Origin of the sequence: Rugamonas rivuli (assembly GCF_009380165.1) — a bacterium.
Classification (GTDB): Bacteria; Pseudomonadota; Gammaproteobacteria; order Burkholderiales; family Burkholderiaceae_D; genus Rugamonas; species Rugamonas rivuli.
Genome location: NZ_WHUF01000002.1, coordinates 524,368 through 544,387, shown reverse-complemented (window position 1 = coordinate 544,387; position 20,020 = coordinate 524,368). Strand labels below are relative to the sequence as shown.

Below are 20,020 nucleotides of genomic sequence, written 5' to 3'. Positions count from 1 at the left end.
AAAATGGGGCGCAGGAACGGTGGTGTTAGCGGTAGCAGCGGCAAGTGCCCTGATCGGCTGCAGCAACTCTGACACGCCGGCACAGCCTGCCGCGCAACAAGCTTCCGCCGCCGGCGCCCTGCCCGGCGCAGCGGCGGGCAAGCGCGCGTCGGCCAAGTCGCCGGAAAAAACCATGTGGAAGGATTTGACGCCCGCGCAGCAGCAGGCGCTGGAGCCGCTGGCGCCCGAGTGGGACCAGATGGAGCCTATCCGCAAACAGAAATGGCTGGGCATCGTCAAGCGCTACAACTCGATGAAGCCGGACGAGCAGGCCCGCGTGCAGGAACGCATGCGCGAATGGGTCAAGATGACGCCGGACGAGCGCCGCCAGGTGCGCCAGAACTTCACGCGCGCGCAGAAGATCGACCCGTCGCAGAAATCCACGCAGTGGGAATCCTACCAGCAGCTGTCGGAGGAACAGAAACAGGAGCTAGCAGCCAAGGCGGCGATGAAGAAACAGGTCGCCAACCTGCCTACGCCCGCGCAGAGCAAGCTGAAAACCGTGGCGCCGATCAAGCCCGCCGTGCCGACCACCGGCGGCGGCCCTGCCACGTCGCCAGCTGCGACGACGGCCACCGCAGGCGCCACGCCTGCCGCCGCGCCCGGCATCGATCCCGCCACCGGCGCAGCAATACCCAACGCATCGAACGTGGCGCCGGTGATCGCGCCTGCCGTCACGCCCGCCTCCTCTCCACCCGCCCAGCCTGCCAGCAGCAATGTCAAATAAGCCGCCTGTGACCGTACCGACCATCAAACGCCGTCTGATTTCGATGGTCTACGAAACCCTGCTGGGCTTTGCCGTGCTGTTCCTGCCCTTCCTGATTTTTGAATTCGCCACCCACGCCAGCCACACGCCTACCGCCGAGCACATGCGTCAGGCGCTGGCCTTCCTGGTGCTGGGCGCCTACTTCATCCACCAGTGGAGCCGCGACGGCCAGACGCTGGCAATGAAAACCTGGCGCCTGCAGCTGGTCCGTCCCGGCCACGCCCACCTGTCGCTGCAGACCGCCGCCGTGCGCTACCTGCTGAGCTGGATGTGGGTGCTGCCGGCGCTGCTGCTGTCGCTGGTGCTGGACCTGCACCGCTGGCAGGCGCTGGGCGCGGTCGGCGCCGGCATCCTGCTGTGGTCGCTTACGGCCTTCCTCGACAAGGACCGCCAGTTCCTGCACGACAAACTGACCGGCACCCGCCTGGTCCAGCTGCCGCCGCCGGAAAAGAAAAAGAAGGCCGTACCCGCAGTGTAATTCTTGCAATCTTCTGTGGCAGAATAGGACTTTTGCCACAGGGGGTAGCACATGACCAAAGCTGTTCGTTTGATGTACGGGGCAGTCCTTGCCCTGTCAGTCTCCGCCGCGTTCGCGGCCGACATTCCCGCCGCGCCCGTTGCGCGGGTTGAACCCGTCGCCGATACCTACTTCGGCGAAACCGTGGTCGACCGCTATCGCTGGATGGAAAACGACAAAGATCCCGACTGGCTGCCCTACCTCAAACAACAGAACGCCCATGCGCGCGGTGTGCTGGACGCGCTGCCGAAACGCGATGTGCTGCTGACCCGCATCCAGCAACTGTCCGGCGACGTCGCCACGCCGTCGCGCATACAGAAAGCCGGCGCCCGTCTGTTCTACCAGCAGCGCCCGGCCGGCGCCAACAACTTCAAGCTGTTCGTGCGCGAGGTCGGCAAAAACAGCGGCAAGGACCGCGTGCTGGTCGACCCGACCAAGCTCGACACCAAGACCAGCCACGTTTCGCTGGACTGGTGGCAAGCCTCGCCGGACGGCAGCAAGCTGGTCTACGGCCTGTCCAAGGACGGCAGCGAAGACTCGGTCTTGCAGATCATGGACGTACGCACCGGCGCCATCCTCAAGGAACGCATCGCCGACACGCAGGGGGCCGATCCGAACTGGCTGGACGACAGCTCCGGCTTCTTCTACAACCAGCTGACCGGCAAGAACAACACGCCCGAGCGCTACCTCGATTCGGTGGCCCGCTTCCACAAGCTGGGCACCGATCCCGCCAAAGACCCGCTGCTGATGAAGCGCGGCCTCGACCCTGCGGTGAAGTATGAAAACATCCAGGCGCCCTCCATCGGCACCGCGCTGCACTCGGCCACCGCGCTGCTGATTCTGAGCGATGTGCGTCCCGAGAAGCGCATCTACGCCGCGCCGCTGCGCGACGTCATCAAGGGCAAAGCCAAGTGGCAGGTGGTGGCCGACTTCGCCGACGAGATCACCAACCTGGACCTGGACGGCGACAATCTGTACCTGCTGTCGACCAAGGACCATCCGCGCGGACGCCTGCTGAAAACCTCGGCCAGCGCACCGTCGCTGGCCAAGGCCACCGAGGTCGTGCCGGAATCGAAACTGGTCCTGCAAGGCATAACGCGCGCCAAGGACGGCCTGTACCTGCGGGCGATGGACGGCGGCCCGAGCACGCTGCAACGCCTGGGCAACGACGGCAAGCTGACCACCATCGCCCTGCCCTTCGAAGGCACGCTGCGCGCCGTCGAAGCCGATCCGGCTGCGGCGGGCGTGCTGACCGTGCTGACCGGCTGGCTGGAACCTGCCGGCATCTGGAGCGTGGGCGCCGACGGCAAGGTAGTCGACACCGGCATCACGCCGAAGCCGGCTATCGACACCAGCGCCTACACCACCGAACGCCGCTACGCCACCGCCAAGGATGGCACGCAGATTCCGTATAGCCTGATCTACAAAAAGGGCATCAAGCTCGATGGCAAAAATCCGGCCTTCATCTCGGCCTACGGCAGCTACGGCTCGGCCGCGTACACGCCGTCGTTCGCCGGCCGCACGCTGGCACTGGCAGACCAGGGCGCCATCGTCGGCTACGCCAATGTGCGCGGCGGCGGCGAGTTCGGACGCCAGTGGCACCGCGCCGGCCAGCTGGAAAACAAGCCGAACACCTGGCGCGATCTGATCGCCGTGTGCGAGGACATGAACGCAAAAGGCTACACCTCGCCGCAGAACCTGGCGATCGGCGGCCGTTCGGCGGGCGGCATCACCATGGGCCGCGCACTGGAAGAGCGTCCGGACCTGTTTGCGGCCGTGGTATCGGGAGTGGGTTGGCACAATCCGCTGCGCTACGTGGCGGAACAGAACGGCTATGGTGAAGAACCTGAATGGGGTGCGATTGCCGATCCGGCCGGCTTCAAGGCGCTGAAGAGCATCGACAGCTACCAACTGGTGGCAGATGGCGCCAAGTACCCGGCCATCATGCTGACCACCGGTGTGACCGATCCGCGTGTGGCGCCGTTCCATCCGGCGAAGATGGCGGCCCGTCTGCAGACCGCAACGGCCAGCGGCAAGCCGGTAATACTGCGGGTGGACTTCGACGCCGGCCACGGCATGGGCTCGACCCGCGCACAGCAGGATGTCGAAGCGGCGGATACCTACGCCTTCATCCTGTCGCAGACGACAGGGAAGTAATCAGAAGCGCTCGTGAGCCTGCAGGTAGCGCCACTCGCCTACCGGCAGGCTGGACATCGCGATGCGGCCGACGCGGATGCGCTTCAGCGACACCACGGTCAGGCCAACCAGCTTGCACATATGTTCGATCTGACCCGGCTTGGGGTTCTTCGGCGCGAAGCGCAGACGGTTCTCATTCTGCCAGCTGACCTTCATCGGCGGCAGCGGCTTGCCGTTGAACGGCAGGCCGTGGTTCAACAGCGCCAGGCCGTTTTCCATGATATCGCCGGTCACTTCGGCGATGATCTCGTGCTCGATCTTGGCCGCTTCGTCGACCAGCTTGCGGCTGACGCGGAAGTCCTGCGTGAACACCAGCAGGCCGCTAGCATGCGTTTCCAGCGGCGTGGTCAAGGTCAGGTTGACCAGGTGGCGCTTGAGGAAGCGCTGGCCCGGCGCGGAGCGCGTCAGCGAGGCAGGGTTCAGCAGATGCACGGCCGGCGAGCCGTCCTTGCCGATGCCACCGTTAGCGCCCACCGGTTTATGCAGCAGTATCGTGACCGGCAGGATTTCGAACAAGGTGGCATCCGGTGCGACCACGATCTGCTGTTCCATCGTCACGCGGGCGCCCGCCTCTTCCACCACAACACCATCGACGCTGACGAAACCGCCCTCGATATAGAGTTCGGCTTCGCGGCGCGAGCAAGGGCGCATCTCCGACAGGCGCTTGGCCAGGCGGACGGTGTTATCGGTGCTGCTATCGGCGGTGGTATCGGTCATCCGAAAAAATCTCCAAAAACGGTAATGGCGCGGTCGATGTCCTCGCGCGATGCATCCATGTGCGTGACGATGCGCAGGTGCGGCGACATCGATACGCGTATGCGGGTCAGTTGCAGCACGTCGTTCAAAGCACGGCAGGTATCGGCCGGGATATCGACGTAGAAAATATTGGTTTGCGGCGTGCTGACCTTGATGCCTTTCAGCTTGGCCAGCTCGCCCGCGAAGTAGGCGGCGTTGTCGTGATCTTCCGCCAGCCGCGTGAAGTTGTGCTGCAAGGCGTACATGCCGCCCGCCGCGATCATGCCGGCCTGGCGCATGCCGCCGCCCAGCATCTTGCGCCAGCGCCGCGCCTCGGCGATCAATGGCTTGCTGCCGCACAGGACGGAGCCGATAGGCGCGCCCAAGCCTTTGGACAGGCACACGGAAACCGAATCGAAGCCGGCGACTGCTGCACGCGGGCTCACACCCAGCTTGACGGCGGCGTTGCAGACGCGCGCGCCGTCGAGGTGCGTGGCCAGGCCGCGCTCGTGCGCCAGCGTGGTCGCCTGCTTCAGGTAATCGAGACTCAGCACGCGGCCGCCGATGGTGTTCTCCAACGCCAGCAGCTTGCTGCGGGCGAAGTGGAAATCGTCAGGCTTGATATAGGCTTCGATGTCGGCCAGCGCGATGCTGCCGTCAGGCTGGTTGATGATGGGCTGCGGCTGGATACTGCCCAGCACCGCGGCGCCACCGCCTTCGTAGCGGTAGGTATGGGCTTCCTGCCCGACCAGGTATTCGTCGCCGCGGCCGCAGTGGGCCAGCAACGCCAGCAGATTGCTCTGCGTGCCGGACGGCGCGAACAGCGCATCCTCGTAGCCGAACAAATCGGCCGCGTATTCCTGCAAGCGGTTGACGGTAGGGTCATCGCCGTAGACATCGTCGCCGACGTCCGCTGCATTCATCGCAGCGCGCATCGCCGCGCTGGGGCGGGTGATGGTGTCGCTGCGGAGGTCCAACCATTTTTCGTTCAGCTCACTCATCGTTCCGTCACCCTTTTCGATTTACTGTTTAGCTACCTGTTCGGTGAAGAAGCGGTTGCCCATCTCCTCCAGCCCCAATGTCTCCAGCACTTCCTGCAGCCGCTCCGATGGACGCTGGCGCGGCAGGTTCTTGTACGTGGCGATGATCAGCTCATTCTTCATCGAATGCTCCCAGCCTACCAGCTCGGTCACGTTCACGTGATAGCCGTGCGCCTCCAGTTGCAGGCAGCGCAACACGTTGGTGATCTGGCTGCCGAATTCGCGCGTGTGGATCGGGTGGCGCCAGATCTCGGTCAGCGCGGACTTGGCCAGCGACTTGCCCTTGTTCTTCTTCAGCACCGACGCGACTTCCGCCTGGCAGCACGGCACCAGCACCATGTACTTGGCCTTCTTCTTCAACGCGAAGTGGATGGCGTCATCGGTCGCCGTGTTGCAGGCGTGGAGAGCGGTGACGACGTCGATCTGCTCCGGCAGCAGCTTCGATTCGGTGGACTCGGCCACCGACAGCGGCAGGAAGGACATGCCAGGGAAGTTGAACTGCTTGGCCAGTTCCTGCGAACGGGCCACCAGCTCTTCGCGGGTCTCGATGCCGTAGATGTGCGAGTTATCGCCCAACGCCTTGAAGAACAGGTCGTAGATGATGAAACCCAGGTAGGACTTGCCCGCGCCGTGGTCGACCAGCGATACGCTGTCCTTCCCGGCCAGCACTTCCTTCAGCAGCGGTTCGATGAACTGGTACAGGTGGTAGACCTGTTTCAGTTTGCGGCGGCTGTCCTGGTTCATCTTGCCGTCGCGGGTCAGGATGTGCAGCTCTTGCAGCAGCGCGACGGTCTGGCCTTCGCGGATTTCCGGCATGTTGTCGGCGCCGGTGACGGTGGCGCCGATCTTGGTGGCTTGCTTACTTGGCTTCATCGATCCACGCCTGCTGTACCGCTTCAAGAACCTTTTCACCGCCGCGCGTATGGTCGTCGTCGAACTCTTCGAGGTCGACGATCCAGTTGTGCAGATCAGTGAAGCGGATAGTCAGCGGATCGATGTCCGGATGCTTATCGTAGAGCGCTTCCGCAATCGCGGTGATGTCGGTCCATTTCATATCAGTGCCCGCCTTCGCTTGCGTGATTGATGGTGTATTTCGGGATCTCGACGACCAGGTCTTCGTTCGCGACCACGGCCTGGCACGACAGGCGCGACACGGCTTCCAGGCCCCAGGCTTTGTCCAGCAGGTCTTCTTCGGTCTCGCTGGCTTCGCTCAGCGAGTTGAAGCCTTCGCGCACCAGCACGTGGCAGGTGGTGCAGGCGCAGGACTTCTCGCAGGCGTGCTCGATGTGGATGTCATTTTCGAGCATGATGTCGCACAGGGTCTTGCCGACTTCGGCTTCAACGACGGCGCCGTCCGGGCACAGTTTTGCGTGGGGCAGGAATACGATTTGTGGCACTTGTAACCTCTAGGTTTTGTTTAAACTACCTGGTCCAGCGTCTTGCCGGCCAGTGCGCTGCGCACGCTGCGATCCATGCGGCGCGATGCGAATTCTTCGGTGCCGTGCGCCAGCGCCTCGACGGCCGACTTCACCGCCGCGTGATCGGCTGCGCCGGTCTGCGATTGCGCGACCACGTCGCGCACCTTGTTCATCAAGGCGTCGACCGCAACGCGCTCTTCGTCCGACAGCAAGCCCGCGTCTTCATACAGCGCCGACTGCGTGGCCAGGATGATGCGCTCGGCCTCGACCTGCTCTTCGCGCAGTGCGCGGGCGACCATGTCGGTATCGGCGGATTTGTACGAATCTTGCAGCATGCGCGCAACGTCGTCGTCGCCCAAGCCGTAGGCCGGCTTGACGGTGATCGATGCTTCCACGCCGGAGCGCAGCTCGCGTGCGGATACCGACAGCAAGCCGTCCGCATCCACCTGGTAGGTGATGCGGATGCGCGCCGCGCCGGCCACCATCGGCGGAATGCCGCGCAGCTCGAAGCGCGCCAGCGAACGACAATCGGATACCAGCTCACGTTCGCCCTGAAGTACATGCACCGCCAGCGCGGTCTGGCCGTCTTTAAACGTGGTGAACTCCTGCGCGCGGGCGCAAGGGATGGTGGAGTTACGGGGAATGATCTTCTCGACCAGGCCGCCCATGGTTTCGATACCCAGCGACAGCGGGATCACGTCCAGCAGCAGCCAGTCGTCGCCCGGCGCGCGGTTACCTGCCAGCAGATTGGCTTGCACGGCAGCGCCCAGCGCCACGACCTTGTCCGGATCGATGTTCGCGTGCGGGATGGTGTGGAAGTATTCGCTGACCGCGCGCTGCACGTGCGGCATGCGCGTCGCGCCGCCGACCATGACCACGCCATCGACATCGTCCGCATCGACGTTCGCGTCGCGCAGCGCTTTCTTGATGGCCTTCATGGTCTTGTCGATCAGGTGCTTGGTGATCTCCTGGAAGGTCTCGGCGGTGATCTTCAGATGCACTTCTTCGCCGGAGCCGAGGATGGCGTCGACGGTCACATCGTTTTTGGTCGACAGCTGTTCTTTGGCTTCGCGCGCTTTGACCATCAACACGGCGGTGTCTTCGTCCGACAGCGGCGCCAGTTTTTCCTGCTGGTGGATGTAGCAGAACAGGCGGTGGTCGAAGTCGTCGCCGCCCAGCGCGGAATCGCCGCCGGTGGACAGTACTTCAAACACGCCCTTGCTCAATTTGAGGATGGAGATGTCGAAGGTGCCGCCACCCAGATCGTAGACGGCGTACAGGCCTTCCGAACCGTTATCCAGGCCGTAGGCGATGGCGGCGGCGGTCGGCTCGCTCAGCAGGCGCAGCACGTTGATGCCGGCCAGTTGCGCCGCATCTTTGGTAGCCTGGCGCTGCGCGTCGTCGAAGTACGCCGGCACGGTGATGACCGCGCCCACCAGATCGTCGCCCAGCGAATCTTCCGCGCGCTGGCGCAGCGTGGCCAGGATCTGCGCCGAGATCTCGACCGGGCTCTTGATGCCGGCGATGGTCTTCAGCTGCACCATGCCAGGGGTGTCCTGGAAATCGTAGGGCATGTTTTCCGCATAGGCGATATCGGCCAGGCCGCGGCCCATGAAGCGCTTGACGGAAACGATGGTGTTCTTCGGATCGGTGGTCTGGGCGGCCTGCGCCTTGTAGCCGATGTTGGCATGGCCGTTCGGCAGATAGCGCACCACGGACGGCAGCAACGGGCGGCCATCCTCATCGTTCAGCACTTCTGGAATGCTGTTGCGCACCGTGGCGACCAGCGAATTGGTGGTGCCCAGGTCGATACCTACCGCCAGCCGATGCTGGTGCGGTGCGGTGGACATGCCTGGTTCGGAGATTTGCAGAAGTGCCATGGATGGACCTGTATTCTTATCTTGTCTGCTGAGGGTGCGCGCACGAGGCGCGGCGCTCAGGCTTCGATTGCTTCGAAGGCGAAGCGGACTTCTTCGCCGAATTTTTCAAGGAACATCAACGCGCGCACGCCTTGCGCCGCCGCGTGGAAATCGCCGCCGCCGATCTGCTGTTCGATATCAGCCAGGCGCGCCTTGCGCTCGTTGCGCAGCTGCTTGTCCAGCGCGTCCAGCGCGTCGCTGTCCTTGGCGGCGCGGGCGTCGCCCAGTTCTTCGCGCCACTCCATCTGCTGCATCAGGAAGGCCATCGGCATCGCCGTATTCGACTCGGTCTGCAAATCGACGCCATTCAACTCGCACAGGTACTGCGCGCGCTTCTGCGGATTCTTCAGGGTCTGGTAGGCTTCGTTGGCGCGGGTGGCCCACTGCATCGCCACGCGCTTTTCGGCGTCGGTGGCATTGACGAATTTGTCGGGATGAACGCGGCTCTGCACGTCGCGGTAGGCGCTGTCCAGCGCCCCCGCGTCTACGGCAAACTGCTGCGGCAGATTGAACAGCTCAAAGTGATTTTGCATGGCTTATCAGATGCGGAAGCTTTCGCCGCAACCGCAAGCGTCTTTCTCGTTCGGGTTATGGAACTTGAAGCCTTCGTTCAAGCCTTCGCGCGCGAAATCGAGCTCGGTGCCGTCGATGTACGGCAGGCTTTTCGGATCGACGAATACCTTCACGCCATGCGATTCGAAGACGCTGTCCTCTTCCGCGATTTCGTCCACGTATTCCAGCTTGTAGGCCAGGCCCGAGCAGCCGGTGGTACGCACGCCAAAACGCAAACCGACGCCTTTACCACGGCGTTCGATGTAGCGGTTGATATGCTTGGCTGCTTTTTCGGTCAGGGTGATTGCCATTTGATTCTCCGTACCGGCGGCGACATGCGCCGCCGGTGTAAAACAGACTTAGGCCGCGACTGGGTGCTTGGTCTGGTAGTCCAGTACCGCTGCCTTGATGGCGTCTTCCGCCAGGATCGAGCAGTGGATTTTCACTGGCGGCAGCGCCAGTTCTTCAGCGATCTGGGTGTTCTTGATGGCCAGCGCCTGATCCAGCGTCTTGCCCTTGACCCATTCGGTCACGAGCGAACTGGAAGCGATGGCCGAACCGCAGCCGTAGGTCTTGAACTTCGCATCTTCGATCAGGCCATCGGCGCCGACTTTGATTTGCAGCTTCATCACGTCGCCGCATGCCGGTGCGCCGACCATGCCGGTGCCGACGGTTTCATCGCCCTTTTCGAACGCGCCCACGTTGCGTGGATTTTCGTAGTGGTCCAACACTTTTTCCGAGTAAGCCATTTTGATGCTCCTGTAATCTTAAAAATTAGTGGGCTGCCCATTGGATCGAGCTGATGTCGATGCCTTCTTTGAACATGTCCCACAGTGGCGACAGCTCACGCAGTTTGTGTACCTTGGACTTCATCAGGTTGATGGCGAAGTCGATGTCCTCTTCGGTGGTGAAGCGGCCGATGGTGAAACGGATCGAGCTGTGTGCCAGCTCGTCGCTGCGGCCCAGCGCGCGCAGCACATACGATGGCTCCAGCGAAGCCGAGGTGCAGGCCGAACCGGACGATACGGCCAGGTCTTTCACGGCCATGATCAGCGACTCGCCTTCGACGTAGTTGAAGCTGACGTTCAGGTTGTGCGGCACACGGTGTTCCATGTCGCCGTTGATGTAGGTTTCTTCGATCTCTTGCAGGCCGGTGGCCAGGCGGTCGCGCAGACCCTTGATGCGGGCGATCTCGCTGTCCATTTCCACTTTCGCCAGGCGGAAGGCTTCGCCCATGCCGACGATCTGGTGGGTAGGCAGGGTGCCGGAGCGCAGGCCGCGCTCGTGGCCGCCGCCGTGCATTTGCGCTTCGATGCGCACGCGTGGCTTGCGGCAGACGTACAGCGCGCCGATGCCTTTAGGGCCGTAGGTCTTGTGCGCGGTGAAGGTCATCAGGTCGACCTTGGTTTTTTGCAGGTCGATCACCACCTTGCCGGTCGCTTGTGCGGCGTCGCAGTGGAAGATGATGCCCTTCGAACGGCACAGCGTGCCGATTTCGTCGATAGGCTGGATCACACCGATCTCGTTGTTGACCAGCATGACGGAAACCAGAATGGTGTCCGGACGGATGGCGGCGGTCAGCTGCTCGATGGTGATCAGGCCGTTGTCCTGCGGTTCCAGGTAGGTCGCTTCGAAACCGACGCGCTCCAGTTCACGCACCGTGTCCAGCACAGCCTTGTGCTCGGTCTTGACGGTGATGATGTGCTTGCCCTTGGTTTTGTAGAACTGCGCCGCGCCCTTGATCGCCAGATTGTTCGACTCGGTGGCGCCGGAGGTCCAGATGATTTCGCGCGGGTCGGCATTGACCAGGGCCGCGACGTGGCCGCGTGCCTCTTCCACCGCCTTTTCCGCCGTCCAGCCGTACATGTGGCTGCGCGACGCAGGATTGCCGAACTGCTCGCGCAGGTAAGGAATCATCATGTCGGCAACGCGCGGATCGATCGGCGTGGTGGCCGAGTAGTCCATGTAGATCGGGAAATGCGGGGCGGTCTGGAACTTCACTGGCGCGATGTTTTTTTCTGGGGCATTCATCTGGTAACTCCGGGTTTTCTGTGTAATCTCTTAACCAAGCGCGGCGTGGTTACGGTGCATCACGACCACGTTTTGTTCAGCATTCTTTTGCTTCTGTTGATCGACCAGATCCTGCAACGAAACGGAATCCAGGTAATCCACCATTTTTTCGTTCAGCGTGGCCCACAGCTCGTGAGTCATGCAGCGCGCGCCGCTGGCGGCGTCCGCGCCGTGGCAATTTTCCTTGCCGCCGCACTGGGTCGCATCGAGCGGCTCGTCCACGGCGATGATGATGTCGGCCACCGTGACCTTGTCGGCGCGACGGGCCAGGCTGTAGCCGCCGCCCGGGCCGCGGATCGACTCGACGATCTCATGGCGGCGCAGCTTGCCGAACAACTGTTCCAGGTAGGACAGCGAAATGGCCTGGCGCTGGCTGATGCCGGAGAGCGTGACCGGGCCTTTGCCTTGGCGCAAAGCCAGATCGATCATCGCAGTCACAGCAAAACGGCCTTTGGTGGTCAGACGCATCACTACCTCGGTTCAACTGGGTTAAAATATCGACCTTGTCGCTAATCACAAAGGCTGATTAGTTGATCGATTTAGTCAAGTATACCAAACTTTAACAAAGTTTGCCCGGAGCCCCTTGTGCCCAAAGGGTTGCTTAGCTTTTCAACAACTCCATCGGTTTAAACAGCTGGTGCATGTCCCGATTGCCGATGAAGCTTAGGTTGTAAGGATGTTCCGCAGCGATCTGCGGGAATTCTTTCATTACCGGCAACTTGCTCAGCAACTCAGCGATCTTCCCCCACAGAATCATCGTCGGCGTCGTCGACGCCTGCGCGGCCAAGCCGGCCATCACGGTCTCGAAGAACGGCAACCAGGCCTTGGCATCCTTGGCCGGAGCCACGTGGCTGCGGAACACCAGCGAGGCGTTCAGCAGCAAAAAGCCCTGTTCGGTCAGTTTCTGCTGCATGTCGGCCAGGGTCTGGATGTGGCTGCCGGCGCCGCTGCGGGCGCGGGCGGAAACGGCGGCCATCGCTTCGCCGGCGGTGTTTTCCAGGCTCAGCTGGCCATCGGCCACCAGCAGCATCTTCATGAAGTTACGCAGCGAGGTGGCCTTGTTGACCGGTTTGGACAGGCCACCGCCCTCCTCGTTCGACCACAGGCTGCCGACGGCGCCGTCCATGAAGCAGACGCCGGTGGCGCTTTCCGCGCGCGGATACGGGCCTTCGCCGACCAGCACGTAGCGCACCTGCTGCAGCGGCAGCGCGAAGGCGGCGAACAGGCGCTGCTCGGTCGGCAGGTACTGGTCGCTGGCCAGTTGCGGCAGGTAGTCGGGCGTGGCGGCCATCATCGCCTCCAGGCCTTGCACCAGCAAAGGACGCCAGGAAGCATCTGCGCGCGCCAGCGCATCGAGGATCGAAGTCGGGATCGTCATGAGAGGAAAGCTTTTGGGGAAAGGCGAGATTGTAGCGCCGAACGGCACCGCAGCCCAACATCTAAATGCGACGGCTCATGCCTCCTTCTGCGACGCCCCCTGTGCGCGCAGCCATTCGAAGACCTGCCCGACGATCTCCGAACGGGGCTGCTCCGCCACGCCGGACAGCCACCAAGTAGTGCCGGGCACGCGCGGGTAGTCGGGCAGGACGTGCAACCGGCCGGACGCCAGGCCGGCGTCCGCCAGCAGGCGCGGCAGGCAGGCAATCCCGCGCCCGTCCAGGGTGGCGTCCAGCAGCAGACGCGCATCGTCATAAATCGCCCGCTTGCGAAAGTGCGCCAACGGCCCCAGAAATAGCGGCGCAGTGGCGTCGCCGGTCAGGCTTTCCTCCAGACAGACCAGATCCACGTGCAGATGGTGCTGCGCCTGCGGCACGCCGTCCAGCCGCGCCGCCAGCTCACTGTTCGCCACCAGCAACCATTCATCCTGCAACAGCGGGATTTCCTGCAAGTCTGGCTGCAGGATGGGCCGGTCGCTGATGGATATGTCGACATCGATTTCGTCGACAAAACGCGCGCTCTCATCCACCGACAGCAACAGGCACAGCTCAGGCAACTGCGCTTCCAGCGCGCGCAGCCTCGGCTGCAGCCAGCCATGCAGCAGCGGCGCCGGACACACCAGTACGACCAGCCCCGGATCGAGGTAAGTGGCGATGCGCCCCAGGCCGCTGCGCAGGATGGTCAGCGAGCGCTGCACGCTGCGCAGCAGCACCTCGCCGGCCACCGTCAGCTCGACGCCCCGCCCCGCCCGGCGAAACAATGGCTGTTTGATCTGCTCTTCCAGCAGTTGTACCTGATGGCTGATGGCCGACTGTGTCACATGCAATTCGTCGGCAGCACGCGAGAAATTGCCGTGACGAGCCGCTGCCTCGAAGCCCATCAATAATTTCAGCGAAGGAATGCGATGTTCTGACATATGAGGAAACTTAATAGATTAAAGCAAATCATATCATTTGTTCTCATGCCTCTATCCATCCACAATGCCGTTCTTGTTACTCAATAAAGGGATAGATGATGAATACACGTCGATACTTCTTGCGTCATTGCGTGGCTGGCGGCGGCGCAGTGGCTCTTGGCGGTCTGCTGGCTGCCTGCGGCGGTGGCGGCGACGGCACCGCACCGGTCACGCCGCCGGCAACCAGCGGCGGCGGCAACAACGGCTCGGCAAGCAACACCGACAACTGGCGCATGCCCGACGAGGCCGAAGCCCACAAGGCGACGTGGATGGCCTACGGCGCCTCCAGCGCCATCTGGACGCGGACCCAGGTGCCGCAGGTGCAACTGGCGCTGGCGCGTATCGCCAACGCCATCGCCGCCTACGAACCCGTCAACATGCTGGTGCGCCAGGACGAACTGGCTAGCGCGCGGCAACTGCTCGACGCACGCGTCACGCTGATTCCCGCCGAGCTGGACGACCTGTGGATGCGCGATACCGGCCCGGTCTTCGTACGCAAGCCTGGCGGCGAGCGGGCCGGCGTCAAATTCAACTTCAATGGCTGGGGCAACAAGCAGCAGTTCGGCAAAGACGGCCGGGTGGCCGACCTGGTCTGCGCGAGTACCCAGGTGCCGCTGCTGTCCACGCGTCTGGTGCTTGAAGGCGGCGGGCTGGAAGTCGACGGCAAAGGCACGGCCATCATCACGGAGAGCTGCGTGTTGAACAGCAACCGCAACCCCGGCTGGAGCAAGGCCGAGTGCGAAGCGGAACTGCGCCGCCTGCTGGGCATCCGCAAGGTGATCTGGCTGCCCGGCATCATGAACAAGGACATCACGGACGGCCACACCGACTTTTACGCGCGCTTCGTACGCCCCGGCGTGGTGGCGGCACACCGCGACATGGACCCGGACTCGTACGACTACGCGCTGACCCGCCGCCACCTGGACATCCTGCGTACCGCCACCGATGCCGACAACCAGCCATTGCAGATCGTCGTGGTCGATGGTCCCGGCCGGATCCGGCCGGGCAACAATCCAAATACCTTCGCCGCCGGCTACATCAATTACTATGCGACCAGGGGCGCCATTTTCATACCCGAGTTCGGCGATGCCCAGGCCGATGCCAGAGCGAAGGCGCAATATGCTGAGCTGTACCCGGGGCGCGCGATCGTCCAGATCAATATCGATCCCATCGCGGCCGGTGGCGGCGGCATCCATTGCACCACGCAGCAGGAAATTGCATAAGCCAGGAGAAGACCATGCTACGTCGACATTTCCTCACCCGTGCGATGCGCCTGGCGGCAGGCGCCACCATCGGCCTGCCCGCGCTGCCGGCCCTGGCCGCAGGCGAAGGCTGGCGCATGCCCGACGAAGGCGAACGCCATGCCGCCACCTGGATGGCCTTCGGCGCCAACGACGAGGTGTGGGGCAAGCGTCTGAAGGCCGGCGCCCAGGCGAACCTGGCGCGCATCGCGCAAACCATCGCCAACTATGAGCCGGTGCACATGCTGGTCAACGAGGAGGACTACGACCTGGCCGCCCGCCTGTGTGGCAACAAGGTCAAGCTGCTGGTGCAGCCGATCGACGACCTGTGGATGCGCGACACCGGCGCCGTGTTCGTCAGGAAGCCAGGCGGCGCGCTGGCCGGCGTGAACTTCAACTTCAATGGCTGGGGTGAAAAGCAGGACTACCGGGACGATGCGCGGGTGGCCGCTTTCGTCACCACGCGCGTCGGCGCTGTCGCGCTGGAAAGCAGCCTGGTGCTTGAAGGCGGCGGCATCGAAGTCGATGGCCGTGGCACGGCCATCATCACGGAAAGCTGCGTACTGAACGCCAACCGTAATCCCGGCGTCGGCAAGGTGGCGTGCGAGCAGGAGCTGCGCCGCGTGCTGGGCATCGACAAGGTCATCTGGCTGCCCGGCATCGCCGGCCAGGATATCACCGATGGCCATACCGATTTCTATGCGCGTTTTTGCGCGCCCGGCGTGGTCGTGGCCGGTTTCGAAAGCGATCCGTCCTCGGCTGAACACGCCGTTACCCAGCGCCACCTCGCCATCCTGCGCAAGGCCACCGATGCTCGAGGTCGTGCGCTACAGGTGGTGGTCTTGCCGGGGCCGGCCGACATTCGCCCGCAATACAGCAACAAGGAGTTCGCCGCCGGCTACATCAATTTCTATGTCTGCAACGGCGCCGTGCTGTGCCCGGAATTCGGCGACGCCAAGGCCGACCGCAACACGAAAGCCATCCTGCGCGAGCAATTCCCCGGGCGCGATATCGTGCAGTTGAATATCGACGCCATCGCGGCCGGTGGCGGCGGCATCCATTGCGCCACGCAACAGCAGCCGGTGTAACTCCGGTGAACGCCCAGTCCCATTGCTCCACGCGAGAAGCAAATCGGCGATTCGGCCTGTCCCATAATGTCCAGCCCACCCAGAAGTGGGCGTTGACATGATTACCGAAAGAGCTAGTCAGCCCAGCCGTAACTCCAGTTCACTTCAATCAACTTATTACGTTCAAAATTGAAAAACACTTCACTGATGGCTTCGCCGGTAATTTGATACAGAAGGGTGTTGGAGTTGATAGCGCTGGGCGGCCCCAGGATCTTACGGACTTGTTCCATGGATTGAGCAAATCTCAAACCCCACGGCAGTTTAAATTTGGCAGATTTGCTTGAAAGCGTCAAAAGATTCTTATCGCCGTTTGGTTCAAGAATGAAGGTGGCCTGGAAAGTATCAAAGGTCGCGTCATGAAATTCGGCATCTTCTTCGTACATTTTTCCAACTGAAATCTGTTCGTTACGCGGCTTCACTTTCTTGTATTTGGCGAATAGCTTGTTGGAATAGTCGAACAGCTTTATCGCAGTTGCTCTGGACTTAGCCTCGTCGCAAATTGCTGTCGCGATCAACGAATCTTCATTGGCCTGCCCCGCGCTGACTGTGGAGGCCAGGAAAAATAGAGTTGCTAGTATCAGTTGAAGTTGAATTCGGAGCTTTACCATTATTTCGGGCTTTCTGGCAACTTGGGTTAAATTATTGCCCTGGTGTTCTCAAGTGAGCGTCAGGTATTGGCCGGTAGCCGAAGACAAAGACGCCAACGTCATACGTGGGTACTTCAGCGGCGAGGATACTTTTTTTCACCGTAACCTCCTTCAGCTAGAGCTAGTGCTTTCGTGCAGTCAGAGACAGCTTATCTGTAATCGGTCGACCACACCATCTCAGGCATCCAGCTCGGCGCGGTTGCGGCCCAGTTGCTTGGCGCGGTAGAGCGCGGCGTCGGCTGCGCGCAGCAGTTGTTCGGCCGATTCGCCGGCCTTGGGCGTCCATGCGGCCACGCCGATGCTGACCGTCAGCATGCCGCCCGGCGCCTGCGCGTGCGGCAGGGCCAGCGCCTCTAGCGCCTCGCACACGCGGCGGGCGATGGTCAGCGCGCTGTCGGCGTCGGTGGCCGGGGCGATGAACGCGAACTCTTCACCACCGTAGCGGGCCACCATGTCGCCGGTGCGCTGCAACTGGGCCGCGAATTCGGCAGCCACGCGGCGCAGGCATTCGTCGCCGTCCTGATGGCCGTAGTGATCGTTGTAACGCTTGAAGAAATCGATATCCAGCAAGCCCACCGCCAACGGCCGCTCCAGCCGCGCCGCGCGCGACCATTCCGTCGCCAGAACGGCATCGAAGCGGCGGCGGTTGGCGATGCCGGTCAGGCTATCCGTCATGCTCAACTCCGCCAGGCGGGCATTGGCTTCGTTCAGCTCCGAGGTGCGCTGCGCCACCCGCTCTTCCAGCAGCCGCTCCGACGATTGCAGGCTGGCGATCAGGCTGGACTGGGCTTCGTAGGCGGCGCGCTGGGCCTCGGCCTTCTCGCGCCGCATCACGTGGACGCGGTCGGCCAGCGCAAAGGCCAGCAACATCATCTCGCAGGCCGAACCGATCTGGCTGCCGTGATTGGTCAGCAGATTGTGCGGCAGCAGCGCCATCGCCGCCAGCGAGCTGCTCATGTTGCCGATCAGGAGCACGAAGAACGCGCCGCTGAAATAGTAGGCGCTGCGCGACCGCTTGAACGCACAAGCCAGGCTGACGATCATGATCAGCGGCGACGCCACGCTCCAGATGGTGGTGATCGGCCTTGCGACGTGCGTGTAGAACACCACCATGGCCACCGGCGACAGCACGAAGAAAGCCAGCAAGGCCAGCAGCACCTTGTCCAGCCGGGGCACCAGCGTGCGCGTGCCCAGCATGCTGCGCATGAACACCAGCAGCAGCGCGGCCGACAGCGAGAACAGGATGGATGCCGACAGGTTCGGCCACGCCCCCTGCGCGCCCGGCCACAGCCACTCATGCGCAAGGCCGTTCTGCCCCGCCAGGCCCAGCGCGACGCAACCGACAAAAGCCACATACATCAGGTAGAGCCGGTCGCCCAGCGTGGCGAACAGCACCAGATTGAACATCATCATGGCCAGCGCCATGCCGAAGTACACGCCTTGCAGCAGATAGTCCTGGCCCTCGTAGGCCAGGTAAGCCTCGGGCGACCACAAGCGCGCGGGGATCAGCTTGGCGCCGTTGGAGGCGATGCGCAGATAAACCACCTGCTGCGTATGCGCCGCCAGCTCCAGCGGAAAAACGAAATACCGGTTGTGATAAGGCCGCGTCGCATACGGCTGCGCGCTGCCGGTGTGCAGCGCCTGGTAGCGGCCGTCGGCGCCGAGGGTGTACAAGGTGATCGAACTCAGGCGGGCGTTGCTGATCTCCAGCATGCGCTGCAGCGGCACGGCGCCGGGATTGCGCAGATCCAACCGCAACCAGTAAGCCGAACGCGTGTAGCCGAAACTGAGCGCCTCGTCGGCCTGGCCGCTGGCCTGAAAGCGGGCGCCGGCGGCCAGCACGTCATCGATGGAGAGCTGTTGCGCCGGATCTTCGAGCACATCCAGATGCGAGGTCAGCACCAGCATGCCGCGCGGGAGCGCGCTGGCATCAACGATATCGTTGGCCTGCGCCGCGCCATGCAGCGACAAAACCAGAAACAAAAGCAGGGACAGCAGCAGGGCCCGCAGCAGAGTCAAAGTATTCCAAGTCATGCACGATATGTTACTGCAATTCAACTTGCAGCGATTGAAATTTTCTAGCACTATTTGCTAACCTTCCTGTCAACTTATGTGCAACCCAAACCTTGCGAGGCTTTTGTGGCGACTCCCGACATCTCCCGGCTGAAAATCGAGCGCGGCGCGACCACCCAGGTACCGGGCCAGCGATCCAAGCGCCGCCGCTGGATCAAGATCGCGCTGGTGGTGATCGTCGCCGGCATCGGCGGCAAGGTCGCCATGGGCCAGTTCAGCGGCAAGGCCAGCGTGGACACCGTCACCGTCGCGCAGACCTGGCCGTCGCAGAGCTACACCCTGCTCAACGCCACCGGCTACGTGGTGGCGCAGCGCAAGGCGGCGCTGTCGTCCAAGGCCACCGGGCGGCTGGAGTGGCTGGGCGTGCTCGAAGGCAGCAAGGTCAAGAAGGACGAAGTGATCGCGCGGCTGGAGAACCGCGACGTCAGCGCCACGCTGGGCCAGGCACAGGCCAACGTCAAGGTCGCGCAGGCCAACCTCGAACAGGGCCAGGCCGAGCTGCTCGACGCCCAGGCCAACTTCAAACGCACGGCCGAACTGCTGAACCAAAAATTCATCACCGCCTCCGCCTACGACACCGCGCAGGCGCGGCTGACCAAGGCCAAGGCCAACATCTCCGGCTACAACGCCGCCATCGCCGCCGCCAGGGCCAACGCGCAGGCGGCCCAGGTGGCGCTGGACCAGACCGTGATCCGCGCCCCGTTCGACGGCGTGATCCTGACCAAGAACGCCAACGTCGGCGACAACATCACGCCCTTCTCTTCAGCCGCCGACAGCAAGGGCGCGGTCGTCACCATCGCCGACATGGATACGCTGGAGGTGGAAGCCGACGTCTCCGAGTCCAACCTGAGCAAGATCCGCGTGGACCAGCCGACCGAAATCCTGCTCGACGCCTTCCCCGAGCTGCACCTGGCCGGCACCGTCTCGCGCATGGTGCCGACCATGGACCGCAGCAAGGCGACCTTGCTGGTCAAGGTGCGCTTCGTCGACCGCGATCCGCGCGTGCTGCCGGACATGAGCGCCAAGGTGGCCTTCCTGTCCAAGGCCGTGCCGCCTGAGGACAAGCAAGCCGTGACCGCCGTGCAGCCGGCCGCCATCGTCACGCGCGACGGCAAGCCGGTGGTGTTCCTGCTCGAAGGCGACAAGGTCAGGCAGGTCGCCGTCACGCAGGGCCGCAAGATCGGCGAGCTCACCGAAGTCAAAGGCGTCAAGCCCGGCGACAAGGTGGTGCTGGCACCGGACGCCAAGCTGCACGACGGCGCCCTTGTCAGCCTGGCGAAGAAATGAC

General features: G+C 63.0%; 21 protein-coding genes. 6 read left to right on the top strand and 15 right to left on the bottom strand.

Annotation, left to right across the window (positions count from 1 at the left end; genetic code table 11):
* Window positions 1–22 precede the first annotated feature (22 nt).
* From GEV01_RS07585 to GEV01_RS07575, 3 genes are read left to right on the top strand one after another with little or no spacing between them, the layout of a single operon-like run.
* Window positions 23–766: a DUF3106 domain-containing protein gene (locus GEV01_RS07585; protein ID WP_328595455.1), complete on the top strand. Its 744-nt coding sequence runs from the start codon at window positions 23–25 to the stop codon at window positions 764–766.
* Between the two features lie 7 nt (window positions 767–773).
* Window positions 774–1,283 carry an RDD family protein gene (locus GEV01_RS07580; protein WP_328595454.1) on the top strand — a complete coding sequence of 170 codons (510 nt, stop codon included), beginning with the start codon at window positions 774–776 and terminating at the stop codon, window positions 1,281–1,283.
* A gap of 51 nt (window positions 1,284–1,334) precedes the next feature.
* The gene (locus GEV01_RS07575; protein WP_152803105.1) at window positions 1,335–3,479 is read left to right on the top strand and encodes a prolyl oligopeptidase family serine peptidase; all 2,145 of its coding nucleotides are present in this window, start codon (window positions 1,335–1,337) and stop codon (window positions 3,477–3,479) included.
* Here the strand turns inward: GEV01_RS07575 and GEV01_RS07570 are convergent, their stop codons facing one another.
* The 13 genes from GEV01_RS07570 to GEV01_RS07510 all read right to left on the bottom strand — a co-directional run bounded on the left by GEV01_RS07570 (window position 3,480) and on the right by GEV01_RS07510 (window position 13,605).
* A complete protein-coding gene (locus tag GEV01_RS07570) occupies window positions 3,480–4,235 on the bottom strand; it encodes an rRNA pseudouridine synthase (RefSeq protein WP_152803103.1) in 756 nt (251 codons plus the stop codon).
* On the bottom strand, window positions 4,232–5,254 hold the full coding sequence (ltaE, locus tag GEV01_RS07565) for a low-specificity L-threonine aldolase (protein ID WP_152803101.1): 1,023 nt from the start codon (window positions 5,252–5,254) through the stop codon (window positions 4,232–4,234). The genes GEV01_RS07570 and ltaE overlap by 4 nt, the downstream gene beginning before the upstream one ends.
* A 21-nt stretch (window positions 5,255–5,275) precedes the next feature.
* Entirely contained in the window at window positions 5,276–6,166 is an 891-nt protein-coding gene (locus tag GEV01_RS07560) for a class I SAM-dependent methyltransferase (RefSeq protein ID WP_070268751.1), read from the bottom strand.
* Entirely contained in the window at window positions 6,153–6,347 is a 195-nt protein-coding gene (iscX, locus tag GEV01_RS07555; protein WP_008450499.1) for a Fe-S cluster assembly protein IscX, read from the bottom strand. Before iscX ends, GEV01_RS07560 begins: the two co-directional genes overlap by 14 nt.
* 1 nt (window position 6,348) lies before the next feature.
* Window positions 6,349–6,690: an ISC system 2Fe-2S type ferredoxin gene (fdx, locus tag GEV01_RS07550; protein WP_008450501.1), complete on the bottom strand. Its 342-nt coding sequence runs from the start codon at window positions 6,688–6,690 to the stop codon at window positions 6,349–6,351.
* 20 nt (window positions 6,691–6,710) lie between these two features.
* Window positions 6,711–8,591, bottom strand: a complete 1,881-nt coding sequence (hscA, locus tag GEV01_RS07545) for a Fe-S protein assembly chaperone HscA (protein ID WP_152803099.1) — start codon at window positions 8,589–8,591, stop codon at window positions 6,711–6,713.
* 56 nt (window positions 8,592–8,647) lie between these two features.
* Window positions 8,648–9,163: a Fe-S protein assembly co-chaperone HscB gene (hscB, locus tag GEV01_RS07540; protein ID WP_152803097.1), complete on the bottom strand. Its 516-nt coding sequence runs from the start codon at window positions 9,161–9,163 to the stop codon at window positions 8,648–8,650.
* Between the two features lie 6 nt (window positions 9,164–9,169).
* A complete protein-coding gene (gene iscA / locus GEV01_RS07535; protein ID WP_008450508.1) occupies window positions 9,170–9,493 on the bottom strand; it encodes an iron-sulfur cluster assembly protein IscA in 324 nt (107 codons plus the stop codon).
* Window positions 9,494–9,541: 48 nt separating this feature from the next.
* A complete protein-coding gene (gene iscU, locus GEV01_RS07530; RefSeq protein WP_008450509.1) occupies window positions 9,542–9,931 on the bottom strand; it encodes a Fe-S cluster assembly scaffold IscU in 390 nt (129 codons plus the stop codon).
* A gap of 25 nt (window positions 9,932–9,956) precedes the next feature.
* Entirely contained in the window at window positions 9,957–11,213 is a 1,257-nt protein-coding gene (locus tag GEV01_RS07525; RefSeq protein WP_008450511.1) for an IscS subfamily cysteine desulfurase, read from the bottom strand.
* A gap of 30 nt (window positions 11,214–11,243) precedes the next feature.
* The gene (gene iscR, locus GEV01_RS07520; protein WP_008450513.1) at window positions 11,244–11,720 is read right to left on the bottom strand and encodes a Fe-S cluster assembly transcriptional regulator IscR; all 477 of its coding nucleotides are present in this window, start codon (window positions 11,718–11,720) and stop codon (window positions 11,244–11,246) included.
* Window positions 11,721–11,853: 133 nt separating this feature from the next.
* The gene (locus GEV01_RS07515) at window positions 11,854–12,630 is read right to left on the bottom strand and encodes a uracil-DNA glycosylase family protein (protein WP_152803095.1); all 777 of its coding nucleotides are present in this window, start codon (window positions 12,628–12,630) and stop codon (window positions 11,854–11,856) included.
* Between the two features lie 75 nt (window positions 12,631–12,705).
* Window positions 12,706–13,605 (bottom strand): LysR family transcriptional regulator, encoded by a 900-nt coding sequence (locus GEV01_RS07510; protein WP_152803093.1) that lies wholly within the window; start codon window positions 13,603–13,605, stop codon window positions 12,706–12,708.
* 98 nt (window positions 13,606–13,703) lie between these two features.
* Here GEV01_RS07510 and GEV01_RS07505 point away from each other — a divergent pair, with 98 nt between their 5' ends.
* Window positions 13,704–14,867, top strand: coding sequence for an agmatine deiminase family protein (locus GEV01_RS07505; protein ID WP_152803091.1), 1,164 nt, complete (start codon window positions 13,704–13,706; stop codon window positions 14,865–14,867).
* A gap of 14 nt (window positions 14,868–14,881) precedes the next feature.
* A complete protein-coding gene (locus GEV01_RS07500) occupies window positions 14,882–15,973 on the top strand; it encodes an agmatine deiminase family protein (RefSeq protein WP_152803089.1) in 1,092 nt (363 codons plus the stop codon).
* 113 nt (window positions 15,974–16,086) lie between these two features.
* On the opposite strand, the gene GEV01_RS07495 is transcribed toward GEV01_RS07500, so the two are convergent.
* Window positions 16,087–16,620, bottom strand: a complete 534-nt coding sequence (locus GEV01_RS07495) for a hypothetical protein (protein ID WP_152803086.1) — start codon at window positions 16,618–16,620, stop codon at window positions 16,087–16,089.
* Between the two features lie 216 nt (window positions 16,621–16,836).
* Entirely contained in the window at window positions 16,837–18,693 is a 1,857-nt protein-coding gene (locus GEV01_RS07490; protein WP_152803084.1) for a sensor domain-containing diguanylate cyclase, read from the bottom strand.
* A gap of 105 nt (window positions 18,694–18,798) precedes the next feature.
* On the opposite strand from GEV01_RS07490, the gene GEV01_RS07485 reads away from it, so the two are divergent.
* Entirely contained in the window at window positions 18,799–20,019 is a 1,221-nt protein-coding gene (locus GEV01_RS07485; protein ID WP_408014822.1) for an efflux RND transporter periplasmic adaptor subunit, read from the top strand.
* Window position 20,020: the final 1 nt, after the last annotated feature.

Bases quoted from the DNA above. Each gene is read 5' to 3' on its own strand.
- GEV01_RS07500 (WP_152803089.1), top strand. From the start codon at position 14,882: ATGCTACGTCGACATTTCCTCACCCGTGCGATGCGCCTGGCGGCAGGC.
- GEV01_RS07575 (WP_152803105.1), top strand. From the start codon at position 1,335: ATGACCAAAGCTGTTCGTTTGATGTACGGGGCAGTCCTTGCCCTGTCA.
- GEV01_RS07495 (WP_152803086.1), bottom strand. From the start codon at position 16,620: ATGGTAAAGCTCCGAATTCAACTTCAACTGATACTAGCAACTCTATTT.
- GEV01_RS07515 (WP_152803095.1), bottom strand. From the start codon at position 12,630: ATGACGATCCCGACTTCGATCCTCGATGCGCTGGCGCGCGCAGATGCT.
- GEV01_RS07560 (WP_070268751.1), bottom strand. From the start codon at position 6,166: ATGAAGCCAAGTAAGCAAGCCACCAAGATCGGCGCCACCGTCACCGGC.
- hscA (WP_152803099.1), bottom strand. From the start codon at position 8,591: ATGGCACTTCTGCAAATCTCCGAACCAGGCATGTCCACCGCACCGCAC.
- GEV01_RS07510 (WP_152803093.1), bottom strand. From the start codon at position 13,605: ATGTCAGAACATCGCATTCCTTCGCTGAAATTATTGATGGGCTTCGAG.
- iscA (WP_008450508.1), bottom strand. From the start codon at position 9,493: ATGGCAATCACCCTGACCGAAAAAGCAGCCAAGCATATCAACCGCTAC.
- iscR (WP_008450513.1), bottom strand. From the start codon at position 11,720: ATGCGTCTGACCACCAAAGGCCGTTTTGCTGTGACTGCGATGATCGAT.
- GEV01_RS07490 (WP_152803084.1), bottom strand. From the start codon at position 18,693: ATGACTTGGAATACTTTGACTCTGCTGCGGGCCCTGCTGCTGTCCCTG.
- GEV01_RS07570 (WP_152803103.1), bottom strand. From the start codon at position 4,235: ATGACCGATACCACCGCCGATAGCAGCACCGATAACACCGTCCGCCTG.
- hscB (WP_152803097.1), bottom strand. From the start codon at position 9,163: ATGCAAAATCACTTTGAGCTGTTCAATCTGCCGCAGCAGTTTGCCGTA.
- ltaE (WP_152803101.1), bottom strand. From the start codon at position 5,254: ATGAGTGAGCTGAACGAAAAATGGTTGGACCTCCGCAGCGACACCATC.
- GEV01_RS07505 (WP_152803091.1), top strand. From the start codon at position 13,704: ATGAATACACGTCGATACTTCTTGCGTCATTGCGTGGCTGGCGGCGGC.
- iscU (WP_008450509.1), bottom strand. From the start codon at position 9,931: ATGGCTTACTCGGAAAAAGTGTTGGACCACTACGAAAATCCACGCAAC.
- GEV01_RS07525 (WP_008450511.1), bottom strand. From the start codon at position 11,213: ATGAATGCCCCAGAAAAAAACATCGCGCCAGTGAAGTTCCAGACCGCC.
- iscX (WP_008450499.1), bottom strand. From the start codon at position 6,347: ATGAAATGGACCGACATCACCGCGATTGCGGAAGCGCTCTACGATAAG.